Origin of the sequence: Nonomuraea sp. NPDC050556, assembly GCF_044457355.1 — a bacterium.
In the GTDB taxonomy this organism is placed as follows: Bacteria; Actinomycetota; Actinomycetes; order Streptosporangiales; family Streptosporangiaceae; genus Nonomuraea.
The window spans coordinates 2,313,922-2,332,004 of the sequence record NZ_JBITGU010000001.1; the positions used below are offsets into that span (position 1 = coordinate 2,313,922).

The 18,083-nt window shown below is 70.4% G+C and carries 17 protein-coding genes; 9 read left to right on the forward strand and 8 right to left on the reverse strand.

The features are described from left to right. Positions 1-7: 7 nt before the first annotated feature. Positions 8-1,099 (reverse strand): Gfo/Idh/MocA family protein, encoded by a 1,092-nt coding sequence (locus tag ACIBG8_RS11365; RefSeq protein ID WP_397342553.1) that lies wholly within the window; start codon positions 1,097-1,099, stop codon positions 8-10. Then, positions 1,096-1,815: a sugar phosphate isomerase/epimerase family protein gene (locus ACIBG8_RS11370; RefSeq protein ID WP_397342554.1), complete on the reverse strand. Its 720-nt coding sequence runs from the start codon at positions 1,813-1,815 to the stop codon at positions 1,096-1,098. The genes ACIBG8_RS11365 and ACIBG8_RS11370 overlap by 4 nt, the downstream gene beginning before the upstream one ends. 65 nt (positions 1,816-1,880) lie before the next feature. On the opposite strand from ACIBG8_RS11370, the gene ACIBG8_RS11375 reads away from it, so the two are divergent. Beyond that, positions 1,881-3,260, forward strand: a complete 1,380-nt coding sequence (locus ACIBG8_RS11375) for a tetratricopeptide repeat protein (protein ID WP_397342555.1) — start codon at positions 1,881-1,883, stop codon at positions 3,258-3,260. Here the strand turns inward: ACIBG8_RS11375 and ACIBG8_RS11380 are convergent. From ACIBG8_RS11380 to ACIBG8_RS11395, 4 genes are read right to left on the reverse strand one after another with little or no spacing between them, the layout of a single operon-like run. Then, positions 3,250-3,777, reverse strand: a complete 528-nt coding sequence (locus ACIBG8_RS11380) for a Pycsar system effector family protein (protein ID WP_397343924.1) — start codon at positions 3,775-3,777, stop codon at positions 3,250-3,252. The two genes, ACIBG8_RS11375 and ACIBG8_RS11380, sit on opposite strands and share 11 nt — an antisense overlap. Before the next feature lie 45 nt (positions 3,778-3,822). Continuing rightward, on the reverse strand, positions 3,823-4,548 hold the full coding sequence (locus ACIBG8_RS11385; RefSeq protein WP_397342556.1) for a GNAT family N-acetyltransferase: 726 nt from the start codon (positions 4,546-4,548) through the stop codon (positions 3,823-3,825). After that, on the reverse strand, positions 4,545-5,798 hold the full coding sequence (locus ACIBG8_RS11390) for a serine hydrolase domain-containing protein (protein WP_397342557.1): 1,254 nt from the start codon (positions 5,796-5,798) through the stop codon (positions 4,545-4,547). Before ACIBG8_RS11390 ends, ACIBG8_RS11385 begins: the two co-directional genes overlap by 4 nt. Positions 5,799-5,807: 9 nt before the next feature. After that, positions 5,808-7,226 carry an FAD-dependent monooxygenase gene (locus tag ACIBG8_RS11395; protein WP_397342558.1) on the reverse strand — a complete coding sequence of 473 codons (1,419 nt, stop codon included), beginning with the start codon at positions 7,224-7,226 and terminating at the stop codon, positions 5,808-5,810. Positions 7,227-7,313: 87 nt separating this feature from the next. On the opposite strand from ACIBG8_RS11395, the gene ACIBG8_RS11400 reads away from it, so the two are divergent. From ACIBG8_RS11400 to ACIBG8_RS11415, 4 genes are read left to right on the forward strand one after another with little or no spacing between them, the layout of a single operon-like run. Then, positions 7,314-8,276, forward strand: coding sequence for an Lrp/AsnC family transcriptional regulator (locus ACIBG8_RS11400; protein WP_397342559.1), 963 nt, complete (start codon positions 7,314-7,316; stop codon positions 8,274-8,276). Positions 8,277-8,294: 18 nt separating this feature from the next. Further along, the gene (locus ACIBG8_RS11405; RefSeq protein WP_397342560.1) at positions 8,295-8,849 is read left to right on the forward strand and encodes a GNAT family N-acetyltransferase; all 555 of its coding nucleotides are present in this window, start codon (positions 8,295-8,297) and stop codon (positions 8,847-8,849) included. Positions 8,850-8,875: 26 nt separating this feature from the next. After that, complete coding sequence (locus tag ACIBG8_RS11410; RefSeq protein WP_397342561.1) at positions 8,876-9,826, forward strand: adenylate/guanylate cyclase domain-containing protein; 951 nt, start codon at positions 8,876-8,878, stop codon at positions 9,824-9,826. Positions 9,827-9,863: 37 nt separating this feature from the next. After that, entirely contained in the window at positions 9,864-11,516 is a 1,653-nt protein-coding gene (locus tag ACIBG8_RS11415; protein WP_397342562.1) for a DUF885 domain-containing protein, read from the forward strand. Here ACIBG8_RS11415 and ACIBG8_RS11420 read toward each other — a convergent pair. Next, a complete protein-coding gene (locus tag ACIBG8_RS11420) occupies positions 11,500-11,961 on the reverse strand; it encodes an SAM-dependent methyltransferase (RefSeq protein ID WP_397342563.1) in 462 nt (153 codons plus the stop codon). The two genes, ACIBG8_RS11415 and ACIBG8_RS11420, sit on opposite strands and share 17 nt — an antisense overlap. Positions 11,962-11,986: 25 nt before the next feature. Between ACIBG8_RS11420 and ACIBG8_RS11425 the strand changes: the two genes are divergently transcribed. Both ACIBG8_RS11425 and ACIBG8_RS11430 read left to right on the forward strand, forming a co-directional pair. After that, positions 11,987-12,946, forward strand: a complete 960-nt coding sequence (locus tag ACIBG8_RS11425; protein WP_397342564.1) for an MsnO8 family LLM class oxidoreductase — start codon at positions 11,987-11,989, stop codon at positions 12,944-12,946. 66 nt (positions 12,947-13,012) lie between these two features. Then, positions 13,013-15,160, forward strand: coding sequence for a choice-of-anchor J domain-containing protein (locus ACIBG8_RS11430; protein WP_397342565.1), 2,148 nt, complete (start codon positions 13,013-13,015; stop codon positions 15,158-15,160). Between the two features lie 159 nt (positions 15,161-15,319). Here the strand turns inward: ACIBG8_RS11430 and ACIBG8_RS11435 are convergent, their stop codons facing one another. Next, positions 15,320-15,553: a hypothetical protein gene (locus tag ACIBG8_RS11435; protein WP_397342566.1), complete on the reverse strand. Its 234-nt coding sequence runs from the start codon at positions 15,551-15,553 to the stop codon at positions 15,320-15,322. Positions 15,554-15,932: 379 nt separating this feature from the next. On the opposite strand from ACIBG8_RS11435, the gene ACIBG8_RS11440 reads away from it, so the two are divergent. Further along, on the forward strand, positions 15,933-16,991 hold the full coding sequence (locus ACIBG8_RS11440; RefSeq protein ID WP_397342567.1) for a helix-turn-helix domain-containing protein: 1,059 nt from the start codon (positions 15,933-15,935) through the stop codon (positions 16,989-16,991). After that, positions 16,988-18,052: a hypothetical protein gene (locus ACIBG8_RS11445; protein WP_397342568.1), complete on the forward strand. Its 1,065-nt coding sequence runs from the start codon at positions 16,988-16,990 to the stop codon at positions 18,050-18,052. Before ACIBG8_RS11440 ends, ACIBG8_RS11445 begins: the two co-directional genes overlap by 4 nt. Positions 18,053-18,083 lie beyond the last annotated feature (31 nt).

Sequence of the window (18,083 nt, forward strand, 5' to 3'; positions counted from 1 at the left end):
CTCACCGTCAACCTTCACCTGACGTGGGGTCCCAACCTTCCTCCAGCGGCTGCGGCACCGTGAACGTCGACGAGACGGGCACGAACGACCCCTCCTCGGCCGACCGCAGGATGGCCGACATCACGTCCACCACGTGCAGCGCCATCTCCCCCGACGCCCGGTGCGGCTGCCCGGCGCGGATGGACCTGACCATGTCGAGCACGCCGATGCCGCGCCCGACCGTGGTGCCCGACGCCTCCAGCTCCTCCCACTCGCCGGATCCGGCGCGGCGCAGCCGTACAGGGCCGGTGAAACGGTTGGGGTCGGGGGCCGCCAGGGTCGCCTCCGTGCCCGTCACCTCCAGGAAGTCGTGGCGCGGCAGCGGCGAGTCGAAGCTGAACACGCACGTCGCGCTCTGCCCGCCGGCGAACTCCAGCAGCGCGCTGACGTGCGTGAGCACCTCCACGTCGAACACCGTCCCGGCCAGCGGGCCGCGCCCGACGGTGCGGCTGGCGTGCGCCCTGCTGCCGTTGGCCGCCACCCGGCTGACCGGGCCGAACAGGACGGCGAGCGCGGTCAGGTAGTACGGCCCCATGTCGAACAGCGGCCCGCCGCCGAGCTGGAAGTAGAACTGCGGGCTGGGGTGCCAGCTCTCCGGCCCCGGCCCCTGAAGGAGCGTGATCGCCGATCCGGGCGTGCCGATCAGCCCATCGGCGACGGCGCGCTGGACGGTCTGCAGCCCGGCCCCGAGGAACGTGTCGGGCGCGCACCCGACCCGCACCCCCTTCGCCTCGGCCTGGGCCAGCAGGTTCCTGCCCTCTGCCGGGTCCAGGGCCAGGGGCTTCTCGTTGTAGACGTGCTTGCCCGCCTCGATCACCTGGGTGGCGACCGTGATGTGCGCGGCGGGGATGGTGAGGTTCACCACGAGCTCGACGTCCGGATGGTTGATCACCTGCGCGACGGTGCCCGCGACGGGCACGCCGTGCTCGGCCGCGACCTCCTTGGCACGGGCCACGTCGAGGTCGGCGCAACCGACCACCTTCAGGTCGGGGAAGGTGGTCAGGTTGCGCAGGTAGGCGTGGCTGATGGTCCCGCAACCGACGATCGCGATCCCCGTCACGCGTCCACCTCGCGCAGGTAGGCGATGGAGTCGGCGACGGCGTCCCACATGTCGGTGTCGCAGCGGTCCAGCTCGACGATCCTCATGGCCTCGGGCGCGGCGGCGAGGATCTCCGGGATGTTCAGCGTTCCCGAGCCCACCGCCGTCATCGCCTCGGACGGCGTGCCGGGCCCGTCCTTGACGTGCAGGAACTTCACCCGCTCCCCCAGCCTGCCCAGCAACGCGGGCACGTCCGCCCCGCCGACGTGCGCCCAGTAGACGTCGACCTCCAGGAACACCGACGGGTCCAGCTGGTCGACGAGCACCTCCAGGGCGTGCCTGCCGTCCACGAGGTCGAGCTCCCAGGCGTGGTTGTGGTAGCCGACCCTGATGCCGTGCTCCGCGCCCCAGGCCGCGGCGTCGTTCAGCGCGGCGGCCGTTCTGGGCAGGTCGGCGAACTCGTCCGGGGAGAGGAACGGGACGACGGCGGTGTCGAGGCCGATGATCTCCAGCGCCTTGGCCGCCTCGTCGCGCCGGGCGGCGTCGCCCAGCAGGGGCGCGTGCGCGGAGTGCACGGCCAGCCCCGTCTCGTCCAGGAGGGCACGGAAGCCCGCCGGGTCGTTGAGCAGGTTGAACGGCTCGACCGCCTGGTATCCCAGGGCGGCGAGGCGCTGCAGGGTGTCTCGCAGGTCCGTTTGGTCTCTCAGGGTGTACAACTGCACAGCGAGTGGCCTCATGCCTCAGACGCTAGTCAAGGCTTTTGTCCCTGGAAAGAATGATTCCTGCCATGTGAGACTGAACAATGCTTTTTGACGAACACGGATTGGCCGTCGGCGCCACGACGCAGGCGGCGCTGGACCACTATGACCGCGCCATTGATGAGTTGCTGCACTTCAGGGCCGAGTGCGACGCGTCGTCCGGCGCGGCGCTGACCGAGGACCCGCGTTTCGCGATGGGCCACGTGCTCGCCGCCTACCTGGGGTTGCTGACCACCGAGCCGGACGACGCCCGCGCGGCGCGCGAGCGGTTCGCTGCTTTCCGTACGGCGGCGCCGGACCTGCTGCCGCGCGAGCGGGCCCACGTGGAGGCGGTGCAGCGGCTGCTCGACGGCGACTTCCTCGCGTGCGGGGCGCTGCTCGGGCGGATCGCCGAGGAGTATCCGCGTGACGCGCTGGCCCTGCTGGTGGGCCACCAGATCGACTTCTTCACCGGCGACGCCCGCAACCTGCGCGACCGGATCGGCGGCGCGCTGTCGGCGTGGCGCGAGGACGACCGGCATTACGGGCACCTGCTCGGCATGTACGCGTTCGGGCTGGAGGAGGCGGGGCACTATGACCGGTCGGAGCAGGTGGGGCTCCAGGCGGTGGAGCTGAACCCGCGTGACGTGTGGGGCATCCACGCCGTGGTGCACACCTACGAGATGCAGGGCAGGTTCCGCGATGGCCTGACGTACCTGGACGACCGGCTGCCCGACTGGTCGGCGGGGACGTTCTTCAACGTGCACACGTGGTGGCACTACTCGCTGTACGCGCTGGAGGCCGGTGACGACGCCAGGGCGATCGAGGTGTACGACTCGGTGCTGGCGGGGAGCTCGACGGCGATGGAGCTGCTGGACGCGGCCGCGCTGTTGTGGCGGTTGTACCTGGAGGGCGACGTGCGCGCCGAGCGGTGGGCGGCGCTGGCCGACGCGTGGGAACCCAAGATGAACGTGCCGTTCTACGCCTTCAACGACATGCACGCCGTGATGTCGTACGTGGGCGCTGGGCGGCTCGCGGAGGCGGAGAAGCTCATCGCCTCCCGCGAGGCGTATCTCAACGGCGCGCACACGACGACGAACCACCTGATGACGGCGCGCGTCGGGTTGCCCGTCTGCCAGGCGTTGGTGGCGTACGGCAGGCAGGACCACGACCGGGTGGTGGACCTGCTCTACCCGATCAGGCACCGCGTCAACGAGTTCGGCGGCAGCCACGCGCAGCGCGACGCCGTGCAGAAGACGCTCCTGGAGGCGGCGCTGCGGTCGGGGCGTCCTGAGCTGGCGCGGGTGCTGGTCAGCGAGCGCATCAACGTGCGCCCGTGCAGTCCGTACAACTGGCTGAAGCAGAGCGCTCTGGCCGACCGCCTGGGTGACAGCGGTGCGGCGGCGGTGTCCCGAGCCCGCGCAGCAGACCTGCTCAAAGCATGAGCTGAACCACAACCGGCACCAGACAACAAACAATCGCCGCCAGCAGTAACCAAAACCCCCACTTGATAAGCCGATATTTCCGCACAACGATGCTGCTGATCTGCTTGATCTGCTCCGCCAGCCGGAGCAGATCAAGGTTGGCCGGCTCCCGCAGAACCACAGCCACCGCCTCAGCCGTCGCATAACGCTCAACATCGGCGAAGTACGCGATCCCCCGAGGCGGCGCACCAGGCAACCGGGCCGTCCGCGGATAAACCGCCCCAGCCAGGCAGACCAGCGAAGCGAGCGCCGCGACCGCCCCCAGCCACCACCCCCACTGCACCCAGGGACTCAACTCGAACGGCGACCAGCTCCCCGCCAGCAGTCCCCCGGCGACCGCACTGACCCCGATCCCCACGACCCCGAGAAGGACCTGCGCCTTGGTATCCGCCTTGTTGAGCTCCTCCCGGGCCTGGGCGAGCAGGTGAACCGCGTGCGCGTGCACCCGCTGCTCTCGATCCTCAGGACCCGCCATCATCTTCGCCAACCACCGCACCCCTCTACGATCTCGCATATTCGCCGTCTAGGGGCGGTGGAGGTGGTACCAGCCGTCTCGGGTGACGTCGGTGATCTCGTGGCCGGTGGACAGCGCGGTGGTCAGGGCGTCGCGTACGGCTTCGCGCCACTGCTGGGCCTGGGCTGGGGACTCGGTGCGGAGGGTTTCGATGTCCATCGGCGTGGCTATCGCGACGTGGTCGTGGTTCCTGGGGTGGGTTGTTGTGCGGGTGCCGTCCGCCGATACCAGGATTGTCGGCGGGGAATCCGGGAGGGGCTGTGGCGTCGGGGGGGTCAGGTGCCAGGTGACGTACAGGCGGTCGGTGTCGCCGCCCGCGTTGATGGTGTCGCGCATCCTGCCGTAGAAGTCGGGGACGTAGGCGGCTGCGCGGGCGCCTAGTTTGTGGAAGTTCAGATACGCGTTGCGGCGGACCAAGGGGTCGAAGGTCCAGGACACCTCCTGGACGCCGCGGGCCAGGGCCCACTCTCGCTGGTGCTGCTTCAGGGCGTAACCCAGGCCGCCGCGGGCGTCCGGCAGGACGCCGGTGATGTGGGAGTGCAGGTGGCCGTCCGCAGCGAAGAAGCCGATCGAGATGCCGGTCAGGTCGTCGCCGCAGCGGGCGCCCGCCACGTAACCGCCCACGTGGGCGATCGTCCTGATGAGCCCGGGGTCGAGGAGCGGGATGCCCCAGATCTTGGTGATCAGCTCGGCTGCCCGGTGGTGGTCGGCGACCTCCGTCAGTTCGGTGATCATGGCAGCTTCGGGGTCGAGCGGGCCGCGAAATACGCGTACGGCCGGCCGTCCGGCATGCTGGCGAACACCACCCGGTGCCACGACTCCTCCCCCACCTTCCTGGCCAGCGCGCTCGTCTCGCTCTCCGCTGCCAGCTCGAACTCCAGCCGCCCCGCCAGGTCCCCCAGGTGCTCGTACGTGAGGCTCGTGCCGCTGATCGTCATGCGGACGCCGGTGCGCTCGTACACCCCCTCGAAAGCCGTCAGGTCGGTCAGCGCCCACGTCGGCAGCGGCGGAGCGGGCGGGGTGAGGCCGGTCAGCTCCGGGAACAGCTCGCCCGCCACCGTGTGCGCCAGGGTGCTCTCGTCACCACCGTTGGACACCAGCGCCACCACCGTCCCGGTCGACGGCACGACCCAGAGCATGGACGACTGGCCGATCGTGTTGCCGCCGTGCATCCACACGTCCTCGCCCTGCCAGGTGTCCAGGGTCCAGCCGAGCCCCCAGTGCGTGCCGTGCGCGGTGTCCGGCAACGCGATCTGCCTGCTGGCCATCGCGGTGACGCCGCCCAGGCAGAGCAGGGTCCCCTCCAGGAAGGAACGGCCGAAGGCCACCATGTCGCTCGGCGTGGAGCAGATCAGCCCGGCCGGGCCCAAGGACCGCATCAGGCCCCAGACCGGGGACGGCGGCCCGTCCGGGTGGCCGATGGCGGAGCGGAAGCGCAGGACGTCCTCGGGCAGCGTCACGGTCCTGGTCAGCCCCAAGGGCTCGACGATCTGCTCGCGCAGCGCCGCGTCCCACGTCTTCCCGGTCAGCAACTCCACGATGCGGCCCGCGATGACGAACCCGGAGTTGCTGTAGGAGTGCACCGCGCCCGGCTCGTGGATCCGCTCGCGTTCCGCCACGTCCGCGACGTACCGCTCCAGGCAGTCGTCGCCGCGCCCTGTGTCGTGGAAGAAGTCGCCGTCGATGCCGCTGGTGTGGCAGAGCAGCTGCCTGACCGTGACGCCGCCGCCGATCGCCGGAATCAGGTCGGCGACCGGGGTGTCCAGGGTGAGGCGGCCCTGCTCGGCGAGGAGCATGATCTGCGCGGTCGTCCAGACCTTGGTCACCGAGCCGAACTGGAACACCGAGTCCGGCGTGACCGCGACCCCGGTGTCCCGGTTGAGCACCCCGGCGACCTCGACGTGCGTCTCACCGCCGTGCCAGTACGCCAGGGAGGCTCCAGGCACCCGGAGCCGCTCGATCAGTTCTGCCAGCCGCGTCTTCATGCTGGCACGCTAGGGTCCCGTACGGCCCGCGTTCTTCGTCGCGCCGAACCAAGACGGGACCCTTCCTTGGGTGGGACCGCCGAACCAGGCGCCCAGCGCGGCCGCCAGCCCGGCGAGGTCGGGATCGCCGGACGCCGCCCAGGCGACGTGCCCGTCCGGCCGCACCAGCGCGCAGTCGAACCCGAGACCCTCCCCGCGCGCCGTGTCCACGCGGTCGGTCCACCCGTCCGCCGACCACGGACCGTCGGCCCCGGCCATCAGCAGTCCGCGCGCCGGGGAGAGCCGCAGGCCCGGCAGTCGCGTCCCGACCAGCGGATGCGCGCCGGGCGCGTAGGCGATCGCCGTGCCGCCCACCTGCCCGGCCAGGTGCCTGTTGACGTCGGGGAAGGCCAGCAGCTCGCCCAGCAGGGTGCGCAACGCGCTCACCTCTGGCCCGCCGAGCATGAGCGCGAACTGCGCCTTGGTGTTCAGCAGCACCCGCTCGGCCACCGGGTGCCGCTCGCCCTCGTAGGTGTCCAGCAGCCCGTCCGGCGCCCACCCCCTGACCTGAGCGGCGAGCTTCCACCCGAGGTTGGCCGCGTCCTGGATGCCCAGGTTCAGCCCCTGCCCACCGGCGGGAAGGTGCACGTGCGCCGCGTCCCCGGCCAGCAGGACCCGGCCACGCCGGTAGGACGCCGCCTGCCTGGCGGTGTTGCCGAAGGTGCTGACCCACACCGGCTCGCCCCTGGGCAGGTCGAACAGCTCCCGCGCCTCCTCCCACGACGGCGCCTCGGCCGTGCCGTACGCGTGGACCACCGCGCGCACGGTGTCCCTGGCGATGGGCAGCAGGATGAGCAGCCCGCCCTCGCCCCGCTCGTAACGCGGCAGCCTGCCCAGGTCCCCGGGGTTCTCCAGGTCGGCCATGACGAACCCGGCGCGGGTGTACTCGCCGTCGAAGGCGATGCCCGCCGCCTCCCGCACCGCGCTCCTGGCGCCGTCGCAGCCGACGAGGTAGGCGGCGCGCACGTCCTCGTGGCCGGACACCGAGATGGTGACGCCATCGGAGTCCTGGGTGAATCCGCGCACCTCGTGGCCGCCGAGGATCTCGCCGCCCAGCTCGTCCAGCCACGCGCGCAGGATCAGCTCGGTCTGCTCCTGGGCGAGGATCATCTGCCCGAACCGGGTGTCGAGCCTGGTGAAGTCGAGGTCCACCATGTCCGCCGCCAGGTCGGCGTGCGGCAGCATCCTGCCCTGGAACCGGTCGGCGATCCCGCGCTGCTCCCACACCTCCAGCGTGCGCGGCAGCAGGCCGAAGGCGCGCGAGTTCCTGCTCGGGGCCGTGTCGCGCTCGATGACGAGCACGTCGATCCCGGCGAGCCGCAGCTCGGCGGCGAGCATCAGGCCGGTGGGCCCGGCTCCGGCGATGACGACTTCTCTGGTCAAGGTCATGGGTTGTACGGTGACCCGCAGCGGAGCACCACGTCCCACTACAAGGTCCATTTTCGGCATTTTTCGTGAGACAGAAGGCCGAGGGCTGTGAAATCCGACAAGGATGAGCTGCTGGACCGTCAGATCTGCCACGCGCTCCAGATCGACGCCCGCGCGCCGTACAGCAGGATCGGTGACGTGCTCGGCGTCTCCGACCAGACGGTCGCGCGCCGCTACGCCAAGCTCCGCGCCACCGGCGCGCTCCGCGTCGCCGGGCAGACCGCGCCGATCCTGGACGGGCAGACCCCCTGGTTCCTGCGCGTCCGCTGCGCGCCGGGGGCCGAGGGGACGGTCGCCGAGTCGCTGGCCCGCCGCGACGACACCTCCTGGGTGTACCTCACCTCCGGCGGCACCGAGATCTTCTGCGGGGTGCGCGCCCGCGACGAGGACCTGCTCGAACGGTTGCCCAGGACCCCGCGCGTGCTCTCCGTCGAGGCGCACCGCATCCTGCACCTGTTCTACGGCGGGCCGCGGAGCCTGCTCGGCAAGAGCTCGGCCCTGACCCCCGACCAGGTGCGCCGCCTGACCGACCGGGCTCCGGCCGCCAAGGGACCACCGGTCGTGCCGACCGAGGCGGACCTGCGGCTGCTGGCCGTACTCGCCCGTGACGCCCGCGCCACGATCGGCGACCTCGCCGCCGCCTCGGGGCTCACCGCGCCCGCCGTACGGCACCGTATGGCCGTCCTGCGCGAGTCCGGCACTCTGTACTTCGACGTCGACTTCGACGACCGCCTGTTCGGAGTCGGGCTGCGCGCGATCATGTGGCTCACCGTCTCCCCCGCCCGGCTGCGGCAGGTCGGCGAGGCGCTGGCCGGGCACAGGCAGACGGCGTTCGTCGCGGCCACCACCGGCGCTGCCGGGCTGTGCGTGAGCCTGTCCTGCGCCGACGCCACCGCCCTGTACGACTACCTGACCACCGACGTGGCCCCGCTCGACGGCATCCACCACCTGGAGACCGCGCCCGTCCTGCGCGCCGTCAAGTACGCCGCGTCGTGGGCGAGAACCAGGTGAGCGCGTTACCGTGCTCGTGTGCTCCCAACGATCGAGACAGCCCGCCTGGTGCTGCGCGCCCCCGCCGAGACCGACGCCGACCTGCTCGTCGAGCTGGACAGCGATCCCGACGTCATGCACTTCATCAACGGCGGCCGCCCCACCCCGCGCGAGGAGATCGTCGGCGATGTCCTGCCCGCCTTCCTGCGTTACGCGGCCGCCCCGACCGGCTACGGGTTCTGGATGGCCGAGGCGGAGAGCGGCTTCATCGGCTGGTTCCACCTGCGCCCGAACAGGGACCGCCCCGACGAGGGCCCCGAGCTCGGATACCGGCTGGTCAAGGCGGCCTGGGGCCGGGGATACGCCGTCGAGGGCTCGCGCGCGCTGATCGACTACGCCTTCGCCGAGCTGGGCGCCGACCGCGTCTACGCGCACACGATGGCCGTCCACACCGGCTCGCGACGGGTCATGGAGAAGGCGGGCCTGCGGTACGTCCGCACGTTCTTCGAGGAGTGGCCCGACCACATCGAGGGCGACGAGCACGGCGACGTCGAGTACGCGCTCGACAGAAGCGACTGGCTCTCCCGGGATTGACCCCTCCGGGTGTTATGTTGCGGTCCATGGCCGATGGGGTCGACGACCTGGCGGAGGCGTTCCTGCGGGAGCACCGCCATTACACCAGCCACCAGGTGGCGGAGATGGCAGGCGTGCCCGTCTACCGGGCCCGCCGCTACTGGCGAGCCCTCGGCTTCGCCAACGTGGCCGACGACGCCGTGGAGTTCACCGACTCCGACGTCATCGCGCTCAAGACCCTGCTGGGCCTGGTCAGCGACGGGGTCTACGACGAGGACCACGTCCTGCTCGTCGCCAGGTCCCTCGGCCGGGCCACGGCGCGCCTGGCCGAGTCGCAGGCCGAGCTCGGCGCCGAGACGCTCGACCAGGCCGGGGTCCCGCTCAGGGAGCGACCGGCCGCGTGGCGCAGGCGCGCCGACCGGGTGGTGCCCGACCTGGAGCAGCTGCTCGTCTACGCCTGGCGCCGCCAGCTCGCCGCGGCGGCGGGCCGCATGGTCGACCAGGACAAGATGGCCGTACGGCTGGCCGTCGGGTTCGCCGATCTCGTCGGGTTCACCCGGCTGAGCAGGCAGATCACCGAGAAGGAGCTGGCCGCCCTGGTCGAGGGGTTCGAGGGCCGCTCCGCCGACGTGGTCACCTCCACCGGCGGCCGGGTGGTCAAGACGCTCGGCGACTCGGTGCTGTTCGTCGCCGAGAAGGCGCACACGGCGGCCGAGATCGCGTTGCGGCTCCTGGCCGCGCACGCCCGGGTGAAGGGCATGCCCGAGCTGCGGGTGGGCCTGGCGATCGGCCCGGTGATCGGGCGCATGGGCGACGTGTTCGGCACCACGGTGAACCTGGCCAGCAGGCTCACCGCGCTCGCGCATCCCGGCACGATCCTGGCCGACCCGGCGATGGCCAAGGACCTGGCGAGCGACCCGGCGTTCACGCTGACGCCCGTCGACCGGCTCACTGTGCGCGGATTGGGTGAACTCGTACCGTTCACCGTACATAGATAGGCTTTTAACACCACAAAGGACGACAACAGAGGCAGGCATGACGGTCAACGACGACCTCGCGAAGATCTCCGAGCGCTACTTCGAGCAGCAGCTGGCCGACGACCCGTTCATGGCGACGGAGTTCGGCGTGCCCGGCTACGACGACCAGGTCGGCGACCCCAGCCCGGCCGCCGACGTCCGGCGCGCGGCCGAGCTCGACGCCACCGAGCGCGACCTCGACGCCATCGACCCGGCCGCGCTCGAAGGCCAGGACCGCATCACCTACTCGATGTTGCGCCGCCTGATCCGCGACGAGCGGGCCACCAGGAAGGCCGCGCTGGGCGACGTCGCCGTCACCGCCTCCGTGGCGGGCGTGCACACGGGGATCCTCAGCCTGATGCCCGCCACCGCGCTCACCACGCCGGAGCGCGCGGCCGACTACCTGTCGCGCCTGCGCAAGCTGGGCGGTTACTTCGACGCCCACCTGGAGCGTTACCGCGAGGCGGGGCGCGAGGGCCGCCACCAGACCGAGCGCGGCCTGCGCCAGGCCATCACCCAGCTCGACGGCTACCTGGCGCTCGACCCGTCGCTCGACCCGCTGGTGCAGCCGACGCCGCAGGGCGTGGACGTGGACTCGTGGCGCGCCGAGGCGGCGGAGATCGTCGCGACCCAGGTGCGGCCCGCCCTGGAGCGCTGGCGCACGGCGTTCCAGGAGGAGTTCCTACCGGTGAGCCGCGACGACGAGCACGTCGGCATCTGCCACGTGCCCGGCGGCCGCGAGGGTTACCTGGCCGCCGCCAGGCACCACACGACCACCGACCTGACGGCGGAGGAGATCCACCAGATCGGCCTCGACGTGCTGGCCGAGCTGCGCAAGGAGTTCGCCGAGGTCGGCGGGCGCGCGCTGGGCATCTCCGACCCCGACCAGGTGATGGCCGCGCTGCGCGAGGACCTGTCGCTGCGGTTCGAGAGCGCCGAGCAGATCGTGCACAGCGCCACCGAGGCGCTGGCGCGGGCCGAGGCGGCGCTGGGCGACTGGTTCCTGCCGTACGAGATCGCGCCGTGCGAGGTCAGGGAGATCCCCGAGGTCGCGGCGAAGGACTCGGTGCTGGCCTACTACACGCCGCCGACCGCGGACGGCTCGCGGCCGGGCATCCACTGGATCAACACCTACGAGCCGCCCTCGCGCGCCAGGTTCGAGTACGAGGCGCTCGCCTTCCACGAGAGCGTTCCCGGCCACCACCTGCAGCTCGCGCTCGCCCAGACGCGCAGCGAGCTGCCCGACTTCCGGCGCTTCGGCTACGTGACGGCGCACGGCGAGGGCTGGGGCCTGTACACCGAGCGGCTGGCCGACGAGATGGGCCTGTACAGCGGCGACCTGACCCGCCTGGGCATGCTCTCCTTCGACGCCTGGCGTGCCTGCCGCCTGGTCGTCGACACCGGCATGCACCACTTCGGCTGGTCGCGCACCAGGGCGGTGGAGTTCATGCTGGCCAACAGCGCGGCCTCCGAGGTCAACGTGGTCAGCGAGATCGACCGCTACATCGCGTGGCCGGGTCAGGCGCTGGCCTACATGATCGGCCGGCTCCGCATCCAGGAGCTGCGCGAGCGGGTCGAGGGGCGGGTCGACATCAAGACCTTCCACGACGCGGTGCTGGCGAACGGTTCCGTGCCGCTCGACACCCTCGAAGAGATCATCGACGCCCTCTGACGCACACCAGGGGCGGTCTCGACGTGACCGCCACCTGGTAGCCGTGCTCGGCGAGAACGGCGCCGACCTTCTCGCCGAGCGGCCTGTCCGCCGGCGGCTCGTAGAACAGGTAGAGCTCGCCGTCCCGCGCCAGCAGGTCGTCGAGGAGGCGCAGCTCAGGGGCTGGTGACCGTACCCAGAACAGGTTGACGTTGACGGCGAACACCTTGTCGTAGACGCCGTCCACGTCGGCCAGGGTGCCGTGGATCAGGCGCGCCCGACCGGCGTTGCGCGCCGTGGCCGCCGCGATCGCGGTGGCGGACCGGTCGACGGCCGTGACCGTCGCGCCGCTGTCGCAGACGAGCTGTACGGCGACGCCGTTCCCGCAGCCCAGCTCCAGGATCTGCTCCCCCGGCCGCGGCTGGAGGACCTCGACCGCCCACGACAGACGTGCGGGAATCGCCATGAGGCCACCCTAGGTTGCACGAAGGGTGACGCGCTTGTCGATTCTCGATCGTTCCCTCGTACGGCAGGGCCAGAGCCCGGCGCAGGCCCTGCGCGACACCGTGCGCTTCGCCCGCCAGGCGGAGGAGCTCGGCTACCACCGGTTCTGGGTGGCGGAGCACCACAGCGTGCCCGGCGTCGCGGGCGCGGCGCCGACCGTGCTGGCGGCGGCGATCGCCGCCGCCACCTCGCGGATCAGGGTGGGCACCGGCGGGGTGATGTTGCCGAACCACCGGCCGCTGGTGGTGGCCGAGCAGTTCGGGGTGCTCGGTGCGCTCCACCCCGGGCGGATCGACATGGGGCTGGGCCGCTCGCTCGGGTTCACCGGCGGCATCAGGAAAGCCCTCGGGGTCGAGGACGCCGACGACTTCAACGACCGGCTGACGGAGTTGCTCGGCTACTTCGACGGCGGCCTTCAGGGCGTGCACGCGCACGCGGCGGAAGGGTCGCGGCCCGAGGTGTTCATGCTGGCGGTCGGCGCGGGCGCGGCCGTGGCGGCCGTGCACGGGCTGCCGCTGGTGATCGGCGGGCCCCGGGTGCGGGAGGGCGTGGAGACCTACCGCGCGGCGTTCCGCCCTTCTTCCTGGACGGCCGCGCCGTACGTGGTGGTGGCGGCGAATGTCGCGGTCGGCTCCTCGCGGCTGCACGTGCCCGAGGCGTGGGCGACCGCCCATTCGCGGACCCGCGGGTTCTTCCCGCCGCTCCGGCCCGCCGAGGAGGTCCTGGCGATGGAGATGACCGGACGCGAGCGAGCGCTGTTCGAGGAGTCTCTGAAGGGCCACATCAGCGGGACGAAGGAGGAGGTTGATCTGGCCCTCCGGTCACTCGTCGACCTCACCGGCGCCGACGAGGTACTGGTCACCATGAACACCTTTGACCTGGACGAACGTCTGGAGTCCTACAGACAGCTAATCAACCCCACGTTTGTTGGCAACTCAGCGCCTTGATCGCGCGACATTTCATAGGTACGCACATGGTGTCCCGTTCTGTCATGCACGGCCCCAGGGGGTTCCATGGCAAGCAAACGCATCATCGGATTAGCAGCCACCCTGCTCGTCCTGCCCTTCCTCACCGCACCGGCAGCCGCGGCGCGGGCGGTTGCCGCACCGGCGCCCAGCGACGTCCGTGAGCTCGCGCGCAAGGACTTCACGCTGGACGGCAAGCCGGTCAAGACCGCCGCGAAGTACACGCCGAAGCAGGGCGCCAAGGCGCTCGCCGCCGACACTCCGCCGGTCGGCACCGTACGCCAGTGGCTCGGCCTGGACGACTTCAACGGCAGGCTCTACCGCAAGGACTACACGTTGCGCGCGGTCGGCGCGAAGATCGAGGTGTGGGTCGCCAACGACCTGGCCTTCCCGGCCGGCGACTGCCGTCCCGCCAACTCGACGGCCGTCACCGACGCCCAGGTCAACAGCCTGGTGACCGAGTTCGACAGCAACATGTTCCCGAAGGAGACCGCGACCTTCAGCACGCCGCCCGACCGGGACGGCAGCCACTCGCAGATCCCGCCGGACGCCAACGGCAACGGCGGCGTCTACACCGGCGCCGGTGACAGGACGGTCACCCTGGTCGACAACGTCAGGGACGACAACTACTTCACCTTCCCCGCCGCGCCCACCTACATCGCCGGATTCTTCTCCGCGCAGTTCAACGAGCTGTTCGACCGCAACGTGATGACGATCGACGCCTTCGACTGGGCGCACCGCACCGGCGCCAGCCCGCCGGACGAGCCGACGGCCGACATCTGCACCAGCCGCCCGGCCAGGCCGCGCCTCTACGAGGGTGTCTTCGCGCACGAGTGGCAGCACCTGCTGCACTACTACACCGACCCGCTCGAGACGAACTGGATCAACGAGGGCCTGTCCGACTTCGCCGCCGCCCTCACCGGATACACCAACTCCAAGGCGACGGTCTTCGACCGCGGCGCCGACAGCCACCTGTACTGCTTCACCGGCTTCGGGATCGTGGCCACGCCGTACAACACCAACCCGCGCGACTGCGGCGGGCCGCAGAACTCGCTGACGTTGTGGGGTGAGGGCGACGCCAACGCGGTCCTGGCCGACTACGGCAACGCCTTCTCGATGATGTTGTTCCTGTACGACAGGTACGGCACCGCCTTCATGTCCACGTTGCACCGCGACGGCGCCCTGCAGGGCCTGGCCAGCCTCAAGGCGGCGCTCGGCTCGACGAGCCTGTACTCGGTGATCCACGACTTCCAGTCGATGGTCCTGCTGGACAAGATCGTGGAGAACGGCGTGACGATCGGGGTGCCCAAGAAGCGGGTGACGACGCCGAGCCTGCGCTCGACGCTGAACCTGGCCAACCCCAGGCTGTACGACTACGCCGGTGCCGCGCCCAACGGCGCCGACTACGTCCCGCTGACCGTCAAGGGGCGCGACCTGCGCACGCTGGCGTTCACCGGGGCCAAGACGCTGCCACCGATCCCGCTGGCCTGGACCGTCGTCTCCGACGACCCCGACCGCGCGGGCAACCCGGTGCTGTGGTCGGGCAACGCCAGCAACCTCAACGTCGCGGCCGTGGCCCGGGTGACCGTACCCTCCACCGACCCGACGCTGCGCTTCCTGGCCAAGTACGGCGCTGAGGCCGGGTACGACTACGGCTACGTCATCGTCTCCACCGACGGCGGCAAGACCTACACCGCGATCGCGGGCGACAGGACGACGACGGGGCCGCTCGGCCCGGCCGTCGGCGGCACCACGACCGGGTTCGAGCCGCACACCTACAGCCTGGCCGCCTACGCCGGGCAGCAGATCCTCCTCGGCTTCCGCTACGTCAGCGACGGCGGGGTCAACGAGGGCGGCTGGAAGATCGACGACGTCACGGTCGGCGCGACGGCGGTGAGCGACGGCTCGTCGCTCGACCCGTTCGACTCGCCGAGCGAGATCTACCCGACGCCGGTCGCGAACTGGAACGTCAAGCTCATCGGGCTGGACGAGAAGCACTCGGTGGCTCTGCAGGTGGAGTCGAACGGGCGCGACACGATCCGGTTGAACCGGCTGGAGCTGCTGGTCATGGCGCCGTTCCAGAAGGTGGTGGCGGTGGTGGCCTACGACGACCCGACGGAGCAGGTCAACCAGTACGCTCCGTACTCCCTGGTGGTCAACGGCGTCACCCAGCCGGGCGGAGGCCCCTTGACCTGACCCTTCGCACGTCTAGTGTGGTCGTAGAGGTTCCCGGTGTCGACGCGCCGATGGGGCCTTGACCGTGCGGGCACTCCTGGTGATCGTTTGCGCCGACCCGGGGGTGCCTGCCCATTGGTCCGTGGAGATGGGCGCCGCGTTGCGCCCATCTCGACTTGTTCAGGCCTGTCCGATGGCGAGGGCCACTTGGGCGATGATCGCGATCGCGGCCGTGCCGAGGGCGGTGACGGCGATCATGATGAGCAGGACCTTGAAGAGGGCGGACGCCGCCTTGGCGAGATAGCGCAGGGCGAAGGCGATGGCCCAGACGGAGACGAGAGCGGCCAGGTAGAGCACGCCGCGCGTGGCGGCCAGCCCGTCCTCCGTCACCTGGTGCACGAGCAAGGTGATCATGGTGAATCCCTGGGGGTGTTGACGCGCCGATGGGGCATGTACCGGTGCTCTGGTGATCGTGTTTGCGCCGACCCAGAGCGTTGGATGGGGGTGGGGTGCCTGCCCGCGTCCTCGGTTCCCCCGGCGGCCCTCTCGCTGTCTTCATTTTGGCTCCATACCTTTACCTGAACTTCAGCAGAGCTACATTGGACTCATGAATGAGGATTCCCCGCCACGAGTCTGATTAATCGATGCGCAGAAGCGGTTCAGGAGCCTTAGAATGAAGCCTTTATCGGGGCTGTCCGGCCATTCCTGTGGCACTGCCAGGCGTTTTCCTGCTCACTTCTGGGCATCAGTCGAAGTTAATTGAAAAACTGAAGTTCAGATGAAGGATGTCAACATGGTGCCATTGGACGATCCAGGACATATTCTCGCCCGTCGGCTGCGCTCCTTCCGCTCCGAGCACTGGCCCGACCTGCCGATCACCCAGCCCATGGTCGGCGAGGCGCTCGGGGTCAAGGTGCCGAGCGTGTCCAGCTGGGAGTCCGAGCGCAACCCCGCCCTCCCGCCCACCAAACGGCTCGACGACTACGCGCGGTTGTTCGCGACCAGGCGCTCGCACCACGCCGGGCGGCTACGGCTGCTCACCGACCTCTCGCAGGACGAGCGCGCCCACTACGACCGGCTCAGGACCGAGCTGCTCAGCCTGCGCGCCGCGGCCCTCGGGCACGTCAACTCCGGCGGCGTGACCGTGCCCGACCCGTTCGGCGACAACCCGTGGCGCTTCCACGACGGCAAGCCGGTGACGCTGATCTGCGCCCAGCTGCCGGCCGAGATGCGCGACCGCATGCCGTACGCCAAGCCTGACGATCCCGACTTCATCGAGCTGTACACCTACGCGGACCTCGACGCGCTCTTCGAGCTGCACGGCCACATCCGCGCCGCCAACCCGCAGTCCGAGGTGCGGCTGCGGGTCGCCCAGCGGCTGGTCTCCGACGACTACACCAGCCACCTGGTCCTGCTCGGCGGCATCGACTGGAACCTGGTCACCCGCAACGTCCTGGCCCGCATCGCCCTGCCGATCGAGCAGGTGGCCGACTGGGAGGGCGACGACGGCCAGTATTTCGAGATCGGCGGCGAGCGCCACTTCCCCCGCGTCGAGGACGGAGAGCTGCAGGAGGACGTCGCGCTCTTCTACCGGGGCCCCAACCCCTACAACCACAAGCGCACGGTCTCCATCTGCAACGCGATGTACGGCAGGGGCGTCCTCGGCGCGGTCCGTGCCCTGACCGACAAGAACTTCAGGGACAGGAACGCCGAGTTCCTCCGCGACCGCTTCGGCGAGGAGAAGGCCTTCGGCGTCCTGACCAGGGTGCCCATCGAGAACGGAATCGTCGTGACGCCCGACTGGACGGAAGAGGAGACAAGGCTGCACGAGTGGCCGCCTGCCCACCCATGATCCCCATCAACCCACTCAACCACCACGCGACGCACCGGCACCTGCTCTGGGTCCCCGACGCCCCGCTGAGCGACGCCCGCATCGACGCCATCGTCGTGCCCACCGTGCACGCGGCCTCCGCCCTGGACCACGCGAGGAAGCTCGCGAAGGAGCTGCGCTGCAGGCTGCTGGCCCTGTGCAGCGGTGAGCTCACCAAGCTGCGGTCAGAAGGCGATCGCCTGATCGAGATCGACGTCTCCCCCGGGGACCTCGGGCTGCCCGTGTTCGAGACGTCGCAGATGCTGGCGGGCACGCCGTTCCAGCGGACGACCGACCTGGCGGCCAAGCGGAACCTGGCGCTGGCGCTGGCGCGGATGCTCGGCTGGCGGCGGATCGTCTACCTGGACGACGACATCCTGATCAGGGGCGCGGACGACCTGCGCAGAGCGGCCGGCCTGCTGGGCCAGTACCGGGCGGTGGGCCTGTCGGTGGGCGGCTTCCCCGACAACTCGGTCGTCTGCCACGCCTACCGCGCGGTCGGCGGCCCGCAGGAGTCCTTCATCAGCGGTGGTGCGATAGCGGTCGAGACGACCAGGGAGATCTCCTTCTTCCCCAACGTCTACAACGAGGACTGGTTCTGGCTCCTCGACGACAAGGGTCTCGCCCAGCTGGCCGTGACCGGCGTCGCGGTCCAGCAGGAGCACGACCCGTACGGCACGCCGGAGCGGGCCAGGAGCGAGGAGTTCGGCGACGTGCTCGCCGAGGGCATCTACTGGCTCCTGGACGAGGGGAAGACCGTCGCGCACGCCGACGAGCGGCACTGGGCCGACTTCCTCGACCGGCGCCACCGCTTCATCAAGGACATCGTCGACCGCGTCGCCGACCTCTACCTGCCGCACGACACCAAGGCGCGGATGGGGCAGGCGCTGGACGCCTCGCTGGAGCAGCTCACCAGGATCACCCCGGAGCTCTGCGTGAGCTATCTGCATGCGTGGAGGAACGACCGGGAGACGTGGCGGACTTTCGTCCTTGATCTGCCGGCGGAATTGGGCGTCCCAGCGGCACTCAAACGGCTGCTCTGACACTTTTCACCAATCCCGCACCGCCCATTCA

Excerpts from the sequence above, each read along its gene's own strand:
- ACIBG8_RS11385 (WP_397342556.1), bottom strand. The coding sequence starts at position 4,548 with ATGATCACCGAACTGACGGAGGTCGCCGACCACCACCGGGCAGCCGAG.
- ACIBG8_RS11420 (WP_397342563.1), bottom strand. The coding sequence starts at position 11,961 with ATGGCGATTCCCGCACGTCTGTCGTGGGCGGTCGAGGTCCTCCAGCCG.
- ACIBG8_RS11410 (WP_397342561.1), top strand. The coding sequence starts at position 8,876 with ATGGCCGATGGGGTCGACGACCTGGCGGAGGCGTTCCTGCGGGAGCAC.
- ACIBG8_RS11395 (WP_397342558.1), bottom strand. The coding sequence starts at position 7,226 with ATGACCTTGACCAGAGAAGTCGTCATCGCCGGAGCCGGGCCCACCGGC.
- ACIBG8_RS11430 (WP_397342565.1), top strand. The coding sequence starts at position 13,013 with ATGGCAAGCAAACGCATCATCGGATTAGCAGCCACCCTGCTCGTCCTG.
- ACIBG8_RS11445 (WP_397342568.1), top strand. The coding sequence starts at position 16,988 with ATGATCCCCATCAACCCACTCAACCACCACGCGACGCACCGGCACCTG.
- ACIBG8_RS11440 (WP_397342567.1), top strand. The coding sequence starts at position 15,933 with ATGGTGCCATTGGACGATCCAGGACATATTCTCGCCCGTCGGCTGCGC.
- ACIBG8_RS11370 (WP_397342554.1), bottom strand. The coding sequence starts at position 1,815 with ATGAGGCCACTCGCTGTGCAGTTGTACACCCTGAGAGACCAAACGGAC.
- ACIBG8_RS11375 (WP_397342555.1), top strand. The coding sequence starts at position 1,881 with ATGCTTTTTGACGAACACGGATTGGCCGTCGGCGCCACGACGCAGGCG.
- ACIBG8_RS11435 (WP_397342566.1), bottom strand. The coding sequence starts at position 15,553 with ATGATCACCTTGCTCGTGCACCAGGTGACGGAGGACGGGCTGGCCGCC.
- ACIBG8_RS11415 (WP_397342562.1), top strand. The coding sequence starts at position 9,864 with ATGACGGTCAACGACGACCTCGCGAAGATCTCCGAGCGCTACTTCGAG.
- ACIBG8_RS11390 (WP_397342557.1), bottom strand. The coding sequence starts at position 5,798 with ATGAAGACGCGGCTGGCAGAACTGATCGAGCGGCTCCGGGTGCCTGGA.
- ACIBG8_RS11380 (WP_397343924.1), bottom strand. The coding sequence starts at position 3,777 with ATGATGGCGGGTCCTGAGGATCGAGAGCAGCGGGTGCACGCGCACGCG.